The organism is Bacillus sp. 2CMS4F (genome assembly GCF_023161785.1).
Taxonomy (GTDB): domain Bacteria; phylum Bacillota; class Bacilli; order Bacillales; family Bacillaceae; genus Bacillus; species Bacillus halotolerans.
In genome coordinates, this window is sequence record NZ_JALNTO010000007.1 from 131352 (window position 1) to 145166 (window position 13815).

Consider the following 13815-nt stretch of genomic DNA (forward strand, 5'->3'; position numbering starts at 1 on the left):
ATATCAGCTCCAATCCCGTTTCTTTCGGTATCAAATTCGTTTCTTTCAGCACCTTAGTAAGTTTATGCATCTATAGACAGATAGTTGATTTGTCCACAAAAGAGTTGTATGGGACAGGCTTGTATTGGAAAGAAAAGAGAGGAACGAAGAAAAAAGGAGAGCACTTCATTTATGAAACGAAAACAATTTCTATATAAAGATGAACAGAAATGGGAATACGGCACCATTCTGATCGAAGACGGCATATGCTTAATCGAAAACCAGGAAGGTGATGTGCTGCTGGCGGAAAGTCTTCAAAACAGACCGATCTGGATTCAGCGCGAAGGGAAGTGGGAGCAGGCCGATTTCCAGGACAAAATGGTTCTGACATGTTGCGGAGAAGACATCTCCCTTTCCGGCGGAGAATGCATACGCTATGAAAAATCGGTAAAACGTCCGCTTATGACGCTTCTGGATTCGCTGGATGATGAAACCTTTCTCGCTTTTTTACAGCATTTGCACAGCTTTGGTTTATCGGTATTCGATTGCGTGTTTTCTTATAATAAAGAGGTCTTTTCGAATATCTCAGAGGAACAGGGTGTTTCCTTTTATCACTTTTCAAATGATAACGCCCAATGCGCGCTGCAGCACCATTACAGCAGAGGAACCGCTGGCGACCGGTTCGAATGGACGGCTTCCGATGGAAAACGTTCTATTATGTATTCAGCGGTCCAGCGGGGACGCAAATAAAAAAGCGGTGCTGCGGCACCGCTTTTTCTTTATTTTTCTACAACAACCTTTATAGCCTTGCTTTCTTTTTTATCCGTATCAGCTGCCGTGACGTACAGCACCGTACCGGCTTTTTGTTTTTTGATTTTTACTGTAAAGGCACCTTTTGCGTCAGCTTTACCAGAGGCGATCACTTTTTTCGATTTGTTTTTCACTTTGATCACCGCTTTGCTGTTGGCCGTGCCTTTTACTGCTGTGTCTTTCGTTTTGACAGCCTTTACTTTCGGTGTGCCGGATGGTTTTCCTTTCACGACAACCACTTGTAAGGATGTTTTTGCATCGCCTTTAGTGGCTTTCACATGCAGGACTTTATCTTGTTTCTGAGTCGGGATGCTGACTTTAAATGTACCGTCTTTTCCCGCTTTGGCACTGCCGAGTTTTTTCTTGCCGCTCATCACCTCGATCAGCGTGCCTTCTTTCGCTTTTCCTCTGACGGCTGTTTGCGTGCTTTCCAGCTTATTGACCTTCACCTGTAAATCAACAGCGCTGACAGCCTGCATCACATTCAGCCGGCCGTATCCGGAATGCCAGTCAACTCCTGGAATGCGGGGAATTTCGATTGGATCGCCATTATCGTCATACATTTCCTCTTCTTCACCATCGGCACTTTCAAAGGAAATATCGTCCGCTGTCTTTTTCAGGATATCCTCTACTTCTGTTCTTTTAAGCTTCGGATTTTGCGCAAACAGCAGCCCTGCCGCAGCTGCAGCATAAGGCGTCGCCATGGACGTTCCGCTCATGTACGTCACATTTCCGTTCGGCACCAAGCTCGGGATATCAGAACCCGGCGCACTGATGTCGAGACCTTTCCCGTAGTTAGAGAAGTCTGCTGTCATATCCATGCGGTTCGTCGCTCCGACTGACATGGCATATTTAGAGGAAGCTGGGTAAGATAAGGAATTGGCTCCGTCATTTCCGCTGGCTGCCGCAATCAGGACGTTTTTGTCAGCCGCGTATTTCAAAGCAAATTCAAGCACGCGGCTGTAGCCTCCGCCTAAGCTTAAGTTAATGACCTTTGCTCCTTTGTCAGCTGCGTATTTGATGCCGAGGGCAATTTGTTCAGTATCTCCGGAGCCTGTTGAATCAAGCACCTTAACCGGTATAATTTTCGCTTTGGCGTTCAGGCCAGTCATGGAATAGCCGTTATCACTTTGGGCGGCGATAATGCCGGCGACATGCGTTCCATGCCCTTGATCATCCATTGCATAGTTATTCCGTCCCACAAAATTGTGTCCCAGATCGGTTCTTACTTTCCCTTTTAAATCAGCAAGCGTACTGTCTACACCTGTGTCCACAACCGCAATCAATGTATCGTTCAGCTTGCGCTTGGACAGCAATGTGCTGGCAGGCTCATATTTGACATCTGCATTTTTGATGCCGCCGTTTTCACCATTGTTTCTAAGCGGCCACTGGTAAGAGTACTGAACATCGTTAGACAGGCTTTTGTATTCCTGAACCGGTTCAGCAAATTCTACGTTAGACATTTTGGATAATGTCGCGGCAGCGCTTTTCACACGTTTTGCGCTTGCCGTGTATGTCCCGCTTTGCTTTTGATCCTTCGGCAGTTCAAAAGAGTAGAGGTTGTCAAACAGTTTCTTTGCCTTTTTCACATTGGAAATGTCTTGTTTCGATTGCGCGCTGGCAGAAAAGCCCTTCATTTCGTTATGTACTGATGAGAGGCTTTTATTGTCTTTTACCTTAAAAATCACCTTTGTTGTCTGAGCTTCGCTTTTTGCCGCCAGGCTGTTTTCAGATAAAACCGCTCCTGCCGTCTTGCCTTCAAGCTTTGTGATGTTTAATCGCTCCGCCTGTTTCTTTATATCCCCTTTCAGGAAAGACGGAACAGATTGTAAAGCCGTTTCGTATAACCGATTGATTGCTTTTTGATCCTTTTCGGTTACCTTATATGCAGACGCTGCGCCATTTTCTGACACATCGTCAAACATCGGTTTTAACGTTACAAGATCTTGATAGACTTCATTTCTCTCTGTTTTATTGAGTGCGAGTTTTGCAGCAATAAATGGAGCCGCTTTGTAGTAAAGGCTTGTCAGTTCTTTGCCCTCTGCTGTTTGGCTGAGCTGCTCATCACGAATCGCTCTCAGCTTTGCCAGAATGCCTTTTCCCGATTTTTTCTGATCGACACTCATTTCCACCGGGCAGGCTTCTTCCTCTTCCAGATCTGAGGGCTGTTTTTTGGTGCCTGTATATCCAATCGTATATTTGGCTTCGGCAGCTGCTTCTGCGCTTCCTCCGTCTTCCGTTTCCTCTTCCCCAAGGTTCTCAACCTTTACATAGTAAGGGCCGCTCCATGCATAAGGAAAAACAATTTCGCTCTTTCCATCCTCTGCTGTGTAGGAACGGTACATGTCAAACGTCTCATCTTTAAGCGCTTTTTCCTTGCTTGAATAGACAGATACATTCAGAACAGCATCACTCTTAACAGTCAGTGCCATATGCGAGTCTTTCTGAATATCTGCCTTTCCAGGATTCACTTGATACCATTTCGCCTGCTCCGGTTCCTTCATGGTTCCCGTTTGTTCTTTGCCTTTTTCCAGCACACCGGCTACATCAATGGTTCCGGCAGCAGCTGCTTTGGTGCCTGGAGAAAAAAGGCTGAAGATCAGTGCGAAAATGAGCACTGCCGCCAAAAAAGAGCTGAATTTTCTTCGTTTCATGTTATCCCTCCTGTAAAATAATGAATCTTTTTGAAGAGTATCATAATTTCATAGGCCGAGATACCGCTTACAGGGAATTTTAAGGTTATTTTAAATGATTTGGAATATCAGGGAGGAACCATATAAAAAAAACCCGATTCTCTTTAGAACCGGGTTCAAGCTTTTTCTATTAAAATAATCGGAATCCAATCGGCAGATGAAGACCGAGCAGCACTGTCAGCACAAGGACAATGATAAAGCCGATCCACAGTCCGCCAGTTGATTTTTCTTTTTTCTTGCGGATCAATAGCATTTCCATCAGTCCGATGGTGATAATGCCAAGCAGCATTTTTCCAGCGTATTCCCCGTTCCAGTTGGCAAAACGGACAAACAGCTCAGCACCTGTCAAAATAATAATGATATAGAATAACCGCAGAATCATATGAGTGATTTTGGCGCCCTTCGCACTTCCTGATGAATACAGCGAGTAGCTGACGAAAAGCAGGATCAGCGCTACCACCCATGATGTAATATGCATGTGTGTCATACATGTTCCCCCTATCAGATAACATTACCCCACTTATAGTACCACGATCTTGTCCCTGGCTACAAAAGATGATTCACAGAAAAAGCGGGCGGTTCCTGTGCCGCCCTCCTTATGATCAGCTGATTTGATTTGACAGCGTTCCGATGGGTTCAATCGTGATGTCGATTTGATCGCCTCGCCGCAGAAATTTCGGCGGTGTAAAGCCCTTTCCTACACCAGACGGCGTGCCGGTGGCAATGATGTCCCCCGCTTCAAGCGTCATCCCCATTGAAAGGGTTTCGATTAATTCCGCGACAGAGAAAATCATATCGCTTGCCGAGCCGGATTGGCGCAGCTCGCCGTTGACCCTCGTTTCAACCTTAAGGCGCTCCGGATCGGGAATTAACGATTTATGTACAAGCACAGGTCCCATCGGACATGTCGTATCCAGACTTTTTCCGATAAAAAACTGCTTATGTCTTTTTTGCAGATCCCGCGCCGTGATATCATTCACAATCGTATATCCGAAAATATGGTCATAAGCTTCTTCTTTTGAAATGCGGGTGCCGCTTTTTCCGATGACGACAGCAAGCTCTCCTTCGTAATCGAGCTGAGAGGTGACCTCCTCATGGCTGTTTACCGCATCACCGTGGCCAGTGACTGTTACAGGCGATTTTGTAAATACCATCGGATGCTCCGGAATATCAGCCTCGCTGCCCATTTCAATTGCGTGATCCCTATAGTTTTTGCCGATGCACATGATATTTTTTGACGGCTTAGGAATAGGCGCATGGAGCTTCACGTCAGATAATGAGTAAATAAATGATCCAAGCTCATCATTTGGTTTCTTCGCCCACTCGGCCAGCTGCCTTGCATGCGCAACAAATTTATCCCCTTCTGCGATACACTCAATCAGCGAACCCGGAATCGTCTCAAGTTCAAACAGTTTTTTTTCAGCCCTTTGCAAGTCCATAATTTTATCATCTTCAATGATCAGGCCGACAAACATTCGGTTGTAAAGTTCCCCTGTCGCAAATTTCATGTTATTCCTCCATCATCTTTTAAATCAGAGTTCTACTTCAATTATTCTCTGTCGAATGCTGAAATTCCTTTTTATCAAATGCGTGTTTTCATTCCCGTTTCGGGACTGGCTCGCTGTACATATCATACAAATGGCTTCTGAGGAGGAGGAAAGAATATGGAAAGCATACATTTATTTTTTCGTCGGCAGCAGCTTAACAGAACGGGGACTGCCAAGGGACTGATGATGACAGACAGAATCGTTTCTCCCATTCTTCTCACACAGCGTGACAGCCTGCAAAAGGCGTCCTATGAAATAAACTGTGATCAGTCTCCGCTCGGTGAAAAAAAGTTTTATCTGAATGCGGAACAAGATGATCCTTCACTGATGCGGCGCAGGCTTGCTTATTGTTTTTTTCATCAAATCGGCGTCGCTTCCCAGGATGCTTCTTACATCTTTCTGATCATCAATGGTCAAAGGGAAGGCATTTATTTAAAAATTGATGGGCTCGATGAGAATCGCCGGCTTCCGAAAGGAGCCATTTATGAAGTGAAGGATACCGATCCGAGGGTTCCGCTGTCTGTTTTCAACCACGACGCTACCATTGAAAACAGACAGCGCACCGCATACTTACGTGAATTTCTCACGCTGATCTGCACAGCGGAGGATGACGAATTTGCCGAACGAATTAAATTGTATCTTGATGTAAAGCTGTTTTTCCTGTGGCTGATCGGCAGCGCCTGCACCCGCCAAGCCTTTTATTACGGCTTTTGTTTGAACGAGGCCGGCCGCTTTCACATCGCTCCAATGGAAACAAAAGCGCTTGCCGCATACGGATTTACAGAAGAAGACCCTCTATTGGCAAACGGCCGTACACTTGCGTCAAGACTTCTCTCCATCCCAGCTTTCCGGGCACAATATCACGCGCTAATGAAAAACGTGCTGAGCCGGGAGTTTACGATCGACCGTCTGTCTCCGTTTATCAGAGACTGGCATTTTGACATTTGTCAAAGAGCAAGCGATGATCCGCACATGAAAAAAAGCCCCTTACAATTAGAGAAGGAGCAAGCAAATATCCTGCGCGAAATCGAAGAGCGGCAGGACTTTTTACAAGTACACCTGGCGAGACTATAGTCCTTTCTCAACCAGAGCAAGTCAAAAAGACCGCAGCAAAAATTGTCGCTTTTTTAGTCAAATTGACGAAAGGCAACCTTTTCAGCCAAAATAGGTTATACTATCTATATCCTGTATGCATCAAAATAAAATCTAGAATTGGAGATTGTTTCATGAATACAAAAATTGAAGAAATGAGAGTTATGCTAATTGAAACAGCACAAAAATACGGTATGAATTCGAAAGAAACGATTCAATGCAGCCAAGAGCTGGACAGTCTGCTCAATATTCGAATTAAAGAAGAAATCACCTCTTGGGGGCAAAACGCCCGTGTGTGATCATATGATATGTATTTAAAGGCTTCCCGCCTCACCCGCCGCTATTGCTCATCAACATCCTGAGATATGCTTCAGGGCGAGAATTTGCCGTCCGAAAACAAGAACAATTCAGCAGACCCTTTCAGGATCAGCATGAAATATCACGGCAGATAACACTCCAGCAGCACGAATTACTCCGAAAGACATTTCCTGTACCTCTTTTGCACATACACCAACGCAACACACTATACAATCACGCAGGCGGACAGCGGCAGCATCGCCGCATTTCCGCTTGGCCATATACAATACCCAGCTTCTGAAATGTGTAAACCTTCATCTTGAAAAAATAAACGGATTTTTTTATACATCTCTCCGGCATGTCCCCATTTAATTTTCTCTCACACAAATGTGCGTTTGTCATAAGCTATCGTGAATAGCCCAGCAGAAACAAATCTTGTCCTTACTTTACCTGCCTTTTTTCAATTTTACAACAAAGGATGTGCTCGTATGCCGGCAATCGTCGGAGCGTTTAAAATTAATGCGGTCGGTACGAGCGGAGTCGTTCATATCGGAGACTGCATTACCATTTCTCCTCAAGCCGAGGTCAGAACGTTTGCCGGGGCAGGAAGCTTTAATACCGGTGACAGTCTGAAGGTGATGAATTATAAAAACGCAACGAATGTGTACGACAATGATGTGGTTGATCAGCCGATCGCAGGCAATGCGTAAAGGAGTGGTGCTTCATGAATTTTTATATCAATCAAACCATCCAAATTAACTATCTCCGGCTGGAATCAATCAGCAACTCCTCCATACTGCAAATCGGGAGCGCCGGATCTATTAAGTCTCTTTCAAACTTGTATAATACGGGCAGCTATGTGGAACCCGCACCTGAGGTTTCCGCTTTGGGGGAACAGGTTGAATCGGAAGGGCCCGATACAGGATCATTGGTGCCGCTCCAGCCCCCTGGCCGTTAATAATAAGATGAGAGGTGAAAGAACATGTATGATCAATCCATTTCCTCTTACTTGCAAAATTTGAATTCCTTCGTTCAGCAGCAGGCGCTGCATATTCAGCAGCTCGAACGCCAGCTGAAAGAGATGCAAACTGAAATGAATACGATGAAACAGCGGCCGGCCACAACCATTGAGCGTGTGGAATATAAATTTGATCAGCTGAAAATCGAACGGCTCGACGGCACGCTGAATATCGGTTTAAATCCGACAGACCCGAACAGCGTTCAAAACTTTGAAGTGAGCCAGGCTACACCGGAAATCGGAATGATGCAGCAGGAAGAGAGCGCCCAGCTCATGCAGCAAATCCGGCAGAACGTCGACATGTACTTAACCGAGGAAATCCCGGCTGTTTTGGAGCAGCTAGAAAACCAATATGACAGCAGGCTTGACGATACAAATCGGCATCATGTAATTGAGGACATCAGAAAACAAATAGACAGCCGGATTCACTATTATATGTCCCATATCAAAAAAGAAGAAAACACGCCGCCCAAACAATATGCGGAACATATCGCTGAGCATGTGAAGCGTGACGTGATCCGTGCTGTGGAACATTTTCTCGAACATATCCCCTCCGAGATGAAAGGAGATGAGCAAGCATGATCTTTACCGTCGTCAACCGCAGCCTGGAAGTCGGAGATATCCGAATGAACGGTGTATCCAGTTCCTCTGTTTTCCAAATTGGAGACGCAGAATCCATCTATTTATCGTCTATTTTCGATACGCCGCCTGAATCTCTTATTATCGGTCCGTTTGCTCCGCTGCCGTCGAATCATGCTTAAGCGTATATCACGCATCAGACAGATTAAATTTAACTCGCTCGGTATATCAAGCGTATTTCAAGCAGGCGATACAAACGAAATTGATATGAAAATAAAAGTGCTCGCTGTTCAGCGCTCGCTTTCAACGTTTTATGAAAATGAGGGCTCATTTAACAGAAAGGAGTACCCTATTTTTGATCAGCACGCTGTGAAGCTTCTTCCGGAAACGGGCGTGCAAACCGCTTTTTGCCATGAGATGCCTGTCATTCATGTCCGCAACATCAAAATTCAAGGGGTCTCATCCTCTTCCGTTTTTCATGCAGGCTCAGCTTCGGTCGTACGCGGCGACGCGCGGATTAAACATATCCGTCAGATTCTCCCTCCAAACTCACAATCGTCCGGCACGGGCATATAATAAACAGAGACTTCTATAAAGGGTGTCGTCTATGCCAGCAATTGTCGGGCCTATAGCTATCAATTCCATATCGGGCGGAGTCGTGAACTTTGGTGATTCCTTTTACCTTTCTCCGAAAAGCTCTTCAAAATCTGCGCTCGGTTCGGGAGCAGGAAACACGGGAGATTTCCTTCTTTTAAACAATGCAGTCAACGCGACAAATTATATAGACCCCGATGTCAGCGATCAGGATATGGTTGGAAACGGATAAAAAGCAGCCGCTCTGCAAAGAGAGGGCTGCTTTTTATTTTTTCTTTTTCCGTTCATTGGACTTCTTTGTTTTAATCAGCTTTTCAGGCGGCTGTTTTCTGATCCATTTAACAAACCAGGCAAGCTGCGGATCGTTTCTGAGCTCTTCTATTCCGGACAGTCGAACTGCCAGCTCCTGATTTGTATACAAGGCGTGGATCTGTTTATGGCAAGGGATGCAAAGCATCGCAGTCGGCAGGAACGTTCCGCCTTCTTCCTTCGGTGTGAGGTGGTGCTCTGTCAGCTGGACATCGCTCCGGCCGCACAGCTCACATATCCCGACAGTCTGTTTTGCCACATCCGCGTCCCCCTACATCATCTCAAGTGTTACCCTTGTGCCGCGTCCGCTAGGTTCAGCCGGATGTACGATCAGCTTTTTCGGAAGCCGCGCCCGCAGTTCCTGCACATGGCTGATCACGCCGACAGACAGATTGTCTGACTGCAGTTTTTCCAAGGCAGTGACAACCGTATCAAGCAGATCTTGGTCAAGCGTTCCAAACCCTTCATCCAAGAAAAAGAACTGAAGCGGGTATTCACCGCGAAGCTGAATCTGCGCAGACAGCGCGAGAGCAAGAGAAAGCGAGGTAAGGAAGGTCTCCCCTCCTGACAAGCTTGATACCGGGCGCTTAACACCTCCATTGGCATCATCCCGCATCACAAATCCGCCTTCTGAATCCACTTCAATGGCATAACGCTGTCTTGTCAGCACGCCGAGCCGTGCTGACGCATCCCGTGCAACACTTTCAAGCTGTTCCTCAGCTAAAAATTCAACGAACGTATTGCCTTTAAACACCGCTTGAAGCTTGTCCAGCCTGTCGATATGGGTCTGCCATTTTTTCAGCTCAGCTTCAATTTCATTGAAACGTTTGTGATGGTCGCGGATTACAGCCAGTGCTTTGGCCGCCGCTCCTTTTTCTTCCATAGCAGTCCCAAATGCCTCCTCGGCTTCTTTTAAGGACGTGACGGTTTCGTTCCATTCACTTTCGGATAAGGATCTGCCGGCGAGCTTATCAGACACACGTTTTAAGTTTGCGGCATTTTGCTTACATTTATCCAGAAACTGGTCAATGCTGCCTTTGATCTTTTCAAGCTCATCGGCTGGGATGAGACTGCGCTCTACCTCGTCAGCCCGGACAAAGCGGGTGCTTTTCGCATGTTCAAGCCAATCCGCTTCCGCTTTTTTCAACCTTTCTTCCGCTTCCTTAAGCGTATGCTCGCTTGCTGAAGCGCGGCTTTTTGCCTGATTGAGCATCATTTGGGCGGTTTGCAACTCTTCATATAGAGATTGTTCTTTTTCCTTTAAACACTTCAGATCCTGCTGAACTGAGCGGAGCTTCGATTGGATGGAATCCTCTTTTACATAGTCTCCGAGTTCCTGCTTATAATCAGCTATGACGCCCTTCGTACGTTCTGCGGCATAGTGAATCTCCAATTTTTCCCTTTCAAGCTGATAGCTCGATTCCCGCAGCTGATCCTTTTGTGACTCATGCTCAGAAAGAAAAGCGATACTGCGTTCAATTCGTTTCTCGCATTCTTCCGCAGCCCGGTCCTTTTCTTCGATGGCTTGCTGCCATTTTTCCGCTTCATCCAGAGATTGGCCTTCAAATGCTTCATGAAACATCTTCTGCTGGCTGTCCATCGAGGACTGAAGCTCTGCGATCATGCTGCCAATACGGTCAGCCTCTCTTTTTTCAAAACTCATTCTCTCGTTAAGCTGTTCAGCTTTTTTTAATGATTCCTGATATGTGCCGATCATTTGGGTCATTCGTGTTTTGACCGACAGGATGTCCTGTTTGATTTGCTTCCATTCTATTTTTGCGGCATGAAATGCTTCCTGCACCGGCTGATTCTCGTAGGAAGCAGCTGCCTCAAGGGTCGGCGCTTGAATCGATTTCAAAAACGGACACTGCTCGAGAAAGCGGGCGGACTGCTCTTCAAGTGTGATTTTGGCAGAAAGAATCTCCTGACTGAGCGTCGCCGCTTCTGACAGCAAATCTTCTGTCTGTTTGATTTCTGCTTCAACGTTGCGATCCGGCTCATATGTCCCATGTGCTGAGGCAGACGGATCATGATCGGTTGAACCGCAGACCGGGCAAGGTTTTCCGGCAATCAGTTTTTCCGATAACTCCTTGGTAAGTGCCGCCATTCTTGCTTTCTCACGCTGAGTATGAAGTGTGTTTTGTCGCTGTTTTGCCTGATCAGCAGTACGCGTAAGGGACCGTTCCGTCTCGCAGACCATATGATACACAGCTTGAACAGCCTCATATGCCTGTATGATTTTATTTTCTTCCGCTTCAGCCTTTTGAACAAATGTGCTCTTTTCCTCATTCATCTTCTGTAATACAAGGTTCAATGCGTCAATGCGTTTTTTCTCTTTTGCCAGCTGCTCCTCAGTCTGTCTGATCCGCAAAGCCATTTCAGCGGCCTGCTGGCAGCTTTTCCGCTCATCAGTGGTTACCTGCAAGGTTTTGAGCTGCTGTTTTAATTCCGTCTGTCTGTTTTGTCCCCTTGTAAGACGGTCGGTTACGGTTTCTAATTCCTTCATGACAGATTGAAGATTTTCGGCCTTCTGCTGAAGTTCAGCCTGTTTGCGCTCTGCCTCCTGCTGGGCCTCTCTCAATTTGATTTCGATCTCCTGCAAGCGGAAGAGCTGTTCCTGCTCAGCTAAAAGCTCTGGCTCTTTCTCGCTTTTATGGCGGCGCCACGCTTCATATTCTTCATTCTTTTGCTGAAAGAAAGCGGTGCGTTCTGTTAAATCCTTTTGGGCAAGCACTTCTTCCCTCGCGGCCTTCTCCTCATGCTGTACCGCTTCCAAGTACCGGTACGCATACGGCTTTAGAGCGGCTGCTGTTTCCGCTTCCGCCAGGCGTTTTTGCATGCTGCCGACATGCGGTTCTTCCTCTTCAAGCTGCTTTTTCTCTGCTTCATAAACGATTTTTTCCTTTTGGACATTCCAGATCTCTTGATGCTCCGCAAACCGTTCTTTTATTTGATCACGATTTTTTCGCACTGATTCCAGTTTGGCTTCCGCTTGTTCAACCGCTTGTTCAGCTTGTTCAACCGCTTCTGAACTCGCCTCGCCGAGACCCGATTGCTCTGCAAGCATTTCGTTTTTTCTCGCATTGGCTTCCTGTGCCTGCCGTCTCAGCTTTTTCACAAGGCGGTCTCCATACTGTTCCAAATTGAATAAACGCTGAAGCATATGCCTGCGTTCCGCCCCTTTTAAGGAAAGAAATTCAGCAAACTTCCCTTGCGGCAGCACAACCGCTCTCGTAAAGTCGTCGATGGTCAGCCCCAAGAGCTCCTCGACTCTTTTGTTCACTTCATTGGCCTTATCAGCAAGCACAGTTTGCTCATCCTTGATCTCGATGAAACGGCAAAGCGCTGTTTTCACTTTCATTTCATCCGTTCTCTTAAACACGCGCTCGACTTTGTAAGAGGTTTGATGATTGGTCTGAAGCGCAAAGGTAAAGGAAACAGTCAGCGAATCTTCCGCATGGTTTAAGATCCCGTGCGTATTGTTCGCCGCCCGCTCTACCTTTCCATATAAAGCAAGGGTCATCGCATCAAGGATCGAGGATTTACCGCTTCCTGTCGGCCCGAAAATACCGAAGACACCTGCACCGGAAAGGCTGTCAAAATCTATCGTCTGCTCCTCCCTAAAGCTGTGGAGCCCTTTTATCGTTAAGGCGATCGGCTTCATCTTGCTTCCTCCTCATCTTCTGTGCCTGATGCAAGCTCTAAAAACAGCTTCACCATTTCATCATCCGGCACTGCGCCGCCTGTCTGTTTTTCATAAAATTTCTTGAAACGGTCTTCGATGGACACATGCTTAACCTCGATCCGTTCGCGCTCAATGTTTTGTTCTTCAAAGACCGGCCTGATATGGATAAAGCCCGGATGTGCTTTTCGCAGTCGGTGAATGTCTTCAAGTGACAGCTGGTCCGTCACACGGATTTCAAGATCAATCCAGGCATTCTGATCCCTGCCTTCATCGAGCCAGCTGTATACCTCACTTAAACCATTTGCCGCTTTCCATTTTACGAGAGACTTGCCGCTTGATAATAAAACCTCATGCCAAGAGGCCTCTTCGCCCGGCTTTGCGTCTACAATGGTCACCGATTTGGCGTAGCCTGCCTCAGAAAAGCTGTAGGCCAGCGGAGATCCAGAATACCGCGCAAGCGTTCGCGCCCGTTTAATCGTTTGCGGCCGATGCAAATGGCCAAGCGCCACGTAAGCGGCATCCGCCGGCAGGCTTTCAGCGGCCACCGTATAAGCGCCGCCGACTTCAATCGGCCGCTCCGAGTCTGTTTGGTTGCCGCCCGCAACATAAATATGGCTGGCGGCAATCTTTACGGCGTCTTTTCGGAAGCGGCTTGTAATCTGTTCAAACGCCTGCCTGATTTTCACATCATAGTGATCACGGAGAAGTTTCTCATCAAATGTATCGGAAAGAACTTCATTTAACCGTGCCTCAGACGGATATGCCAGCGCTCCGACAGCCAAAAGCTCACCTGCTGAAGGCACTTCTATATGAAGCGGTTCAGTTGTCGGATAGCCGATTAAATAAATGCCGTTCTCATGTGTCAGCGGTGAAGCAGCGGACAATCTGTCAGGATTATCATGGTTTCCGGCAATGACAACGATCGGGCGCTTTCCTCTGTCACTGAGAGCGGACAGGCTTTCATAAAATAACTGCTCGGCTAAAGCCGGCGGGTTCACGGTATCAAACGCGTCTCCCGCCATCACAATAGCATCGATCTGCTCTTCCTTTACGATTGTATTCAGTTCGTCCAATACATCCGCCTGTTCACTCAGCCTGCTTCTTCCTTCAAGGGTTTTTCCTAGATGCCAGTCAGCCGTATGTAAAATCCGCAAATGCGTTCACCTCTCTTTTGTATAGAAAACGAGATCCGCTCCGTCTGAATTCCCGGAG

At 46.8% G+C, this 13815-nt stretch carries 15 protein-coding genes; 9 read left to right on the top strand and 6 right to left on the bottom strand.

Going from position 1 to position 13815, the window contains the following annotated elements; genetic code table 11:
• Positions 1 to 171 precede the first annotated feature (171 nt).
• Positions 172 to 729, top strand: a complete 558-nt coding sequence (locus MTN95_RS12350) for a DUF2777 domain-containing protein (protein ID WP_202853472.1) — start codon at positions 172 to 174, stop codon at positions 727 to 729.
• 29 nt (positions 730 to 758) lie between these two features.
• Here the strand turns inward: MTN95_RS12350 and MTN95_RS12355 are convergent, their stop codons facing one another.
• The 3 genes from MTN95_RS12355 to MTN95_RS12365 form a co-directional block, all read right to left on the bottom strand.
• Positions 759 to 3443 (bottom strand): S8 family peptidase, encoded by a 2685-nt coding sequence (locus MTN95_RS12355; protein WP_248338326.1) that lies wholly within the window; start codon positions 3441 to 3443, stop codon positions 759 to 761.
• Between the two features lie 169 nt (positions 3444 to 3612).
• Entirely contained in the window at positions 3613 to 3969 is a 357-nt protein-coding gene (locus tag MTN95_RS12360) for a YisL family protein (RefSeq protein ID WP_044156468.1), read from the bottom strand.
• 115 nt (positions 3970 to 4084) lie between these two features.
• Positions 4085 to 4990 carry a fumarylacetoacetate hydrolase family protein gene (locus tag MTN95_RS12365; protein WP_105953767.1) on the bottom strand — a complete coding sequence of 302 codons (906 nt, stop codon included), beginning with the start codon at positions 4988 to 4990 and terminating at the stop codon, positions 4085 to 4087.
• A gap of 156 nt (positions 4991 to 5146) precedes the next feature.
• Between MTN95_RS12365 and MTN95_RS12370 the strand changes: the two genes are divergently transcribed.
• The 8 genes from MTN95_RS12370 to MTN95_RS12405 all read left to right on the top strand — a co-directional run bounded on the left by MTN95_RS12370 (position 5147) and on the right by MTN95_RS12405 (position 8841).
• Positions 5147 to 6103, top strand: a complete 957-nt coding sequence (locus MTN95_RS12370; RefSeq protein ID WP_105953768.1) for a CotH kinase family protein — start codon at positions 5147 to 5149, stop codon at positions 6101 to 6103.
• 152 nt (positions 6104 to 6255) lie between these two features.
• Positions 6256 to 6420, top strand: a complete 165-nt coding sequence (locus tag MTN95_RS12375) for an aspartyl-phosphate phosphatase Spo0E family protein (protein WP_024120848.1) — start codon at positions 6256 to 6258, stop codon at positions 6418 to 6420.
• A gap of 486 nt (positions 6421 to 6906) precedes the next feature.
• Positions 6907 to 7128 carry a spore germination protein gene (locus MTN95_RS12380; RefSeq protein ID WP_010333672.1) on the top strand — a complete coding sequence of 74 codons (222 nt, stop codon included), beginning with the start codon at positions 6907 to 6909 and terminating at the stop codon, positions 7126 to 7128.
• Positions 7129 to 7142: 14 nt separating this feature from the next.
• Positions 7143 to 7376 carry a spore germination protein GerPB gene (locus tag MTN95_RS12385; RefSeq protein WP_105953769.1) on the top strand — a complete coding sequence of 78 codons (234 nt, stop codon included), beginning with the start codon at positions 7143 to 7145 and terminating at the stop codon, positions 7374 to 7376.
• A 24-nt stretch (positions 7377 to 7400) separates the two neighbouring features.
• Positions 7401 to 8018: a spore germination protein GerPC gene (gene gerPC / locus MTN95_RS12390; RefSeq protein WP_105953770.1), complete on the top strand. Its 618-nt coding sequence runs from the start codon at positions 7401 to 7403 to the stop codon at positions 8016 to 8018.
• Positions 8015 to 8197: a spore germination protein GerPD gene (gene gerPD / locus MTN95_RS12395; protein WP_024120844.1), complete on the top strand. Its 183-nt coding sequence runs from the start codon at positions 8015 to 8017 to the stop codon at positions 8195 to 8197. Before gerPC ends, gerPD begins: the two co-directional genes overlap by 4 nt.
• Complete coding sequence (locus MTN95_RS12400; protein WP_105953771.1) at positions 8190 to 8591, top strand: spore germination protein GerPE; 402 nt, start codon at positions 8190 to 8192, stop codon at positions 8589 to 8591. The genes gerPD and MTN95_RS12400 overlap by 8 nt, the downstream gene beginning before the upstream one ends.
• A gap of 31 nt (positions 8592 to 8622) precedes the next feature.
• Entirely contained in the window at positions 8623 to 8841 is a 219-nt protein-coding gene (locus MTN95_RS12405) for a spore germination protein (RefSeq protein ID WP_010333667.1), read from the top strand.
• A 33-nt stretch (positions 8842 to 8874) separates the two neighbouring features.
• Here the strand turns inward: MTN95_RS12405 and MTN95_RS12410 are convergent, their stop codons facing one another.
• The 3 genes from MTN95_RS12410 to sbcD are packed head-to-tail and all read right to left on the bottom strand — an operon-like array spanning position 8875 to position 13757.
• A complete protein-coding gene (locus MTN95_RS12410; RefSeq protein ID WP_248338328.1) occupies positions 8875 to 9177 on the bottom strand; it encodes an HNH endonuclease in 303 nt (100 codons plus the stop codon).
• Positions 9178 to 9189: 12 nt separating this feature from the next.
• Complete coding sequence (gene sbcC / locus MTN95_RS12415; RefSeq protein ID WP_248338330.1) at positions 9190 to 12582, bottom strand: exonuclease subunit SbcC; 3393 nt, start codon at positions 12580 to 12582, stop codon at positions 9190 to 9192.
• On the bottom strand, positions 12579 to 13757 hold the full coding sequence (sbcD, locus tag MTN95_RS12420) for an exonuclease subunit SbcD (protein WP_248338333.1): 1179 nt from the start codon (positions 13755 to 13757) through the stop codon (positions 12579 to 12581). The genes sbcC and sbcD overlap by 4 nt, the downstream gene beginning before the upstream one ends.
• Positions 13758 to 13815: the final 58 nt, after the last annotated feature.

Coding starts and splice junctions, on each gene's coding strand:
- MTN95_RS12350 (WP_202853472.1), top strand. CDS start 172: ATGAAACGAAAACAATTTCTATATAAAGATGAACAGAAATGGGAATAC.
- MTN95_RS12355 (WP_248338326.1), bottom strand. CDS start 3,443: ATGAAACGAAGAAAATTCAGCTCTTTTTTGGCGGCAGTGCTCATTTTC.
- MTN95_RS12360 (WP_044156468.1), bottom strand. CDS start 3,969: ATGACACACATGCATATTACATCATGGGTGGTAGCGCTGATCCTGCTT.
- MTN95_RS12365 (WP_105953767.1), bottom strand. CDS start 4,990: ATGAAATTTGCGACAGGGGAACTTTACAACCGAATGTTTGTCGGCCTG.
- MTN95_RS12370 (WP_105953768.1), top strand. CDS start 5,147: ATGGAAAGCATACATTTATTTTTTCGTCGGCAGCAGCTTAACAGAACG.
- MTN95_RS12375 (WP_024120848.1), top strand. CDS start 6,256: ATGAATACAAAAATTGAAGAAATGAGAGTTATGCTAATTGAAACAGCA.
- MTN95_RS12380 (WP_010333672.1), top strand. CDS start 6,907: ATGCCGGCAATCGTCGGAGCGTTTAAAATTAATGCGGTCGGTACGAGC.
- MTN95_RS12385 (WP_105953769.1), top strand. CDS start 7,143: ATGAATTTTTATATCAATCAAACCATCCAAATTAACTATCTCCGGCTG.
- gerPC (WP_105953770.1), top strand. CDS start 7,401: ATGTATGATCAATCCATTTCCTCTTACTTGCAAAATTTGAATTCCTTC.
- gerPD (WP_024120844.1), top strand. CDS start 8,015: ATGATCTTTACCGTCGTCAACCGCAGCCTGGAAGTCGGAGATATCCGA.
- MTN95_RS12400 (WP_105953771.1), top strand. CDS start 8,190: ATGCTTAAGCGTATATCACGCATCAGACAGATTAAATTTAACTCGCTC.
- MTN95_RS12405 (WP_010333667.1), top strand. CDS start 8,623: ATGCCAGCAATTGTCGGGCCTATAGCTATCAATTCCATATCGGGCGGA.
- sbcC (WP_248338330.1), bottom strand. CDS start 12,582: ATGAAGCCGATCGCCTTAACGATAAAAGGGCTCCACAGCTTTAGGGAG.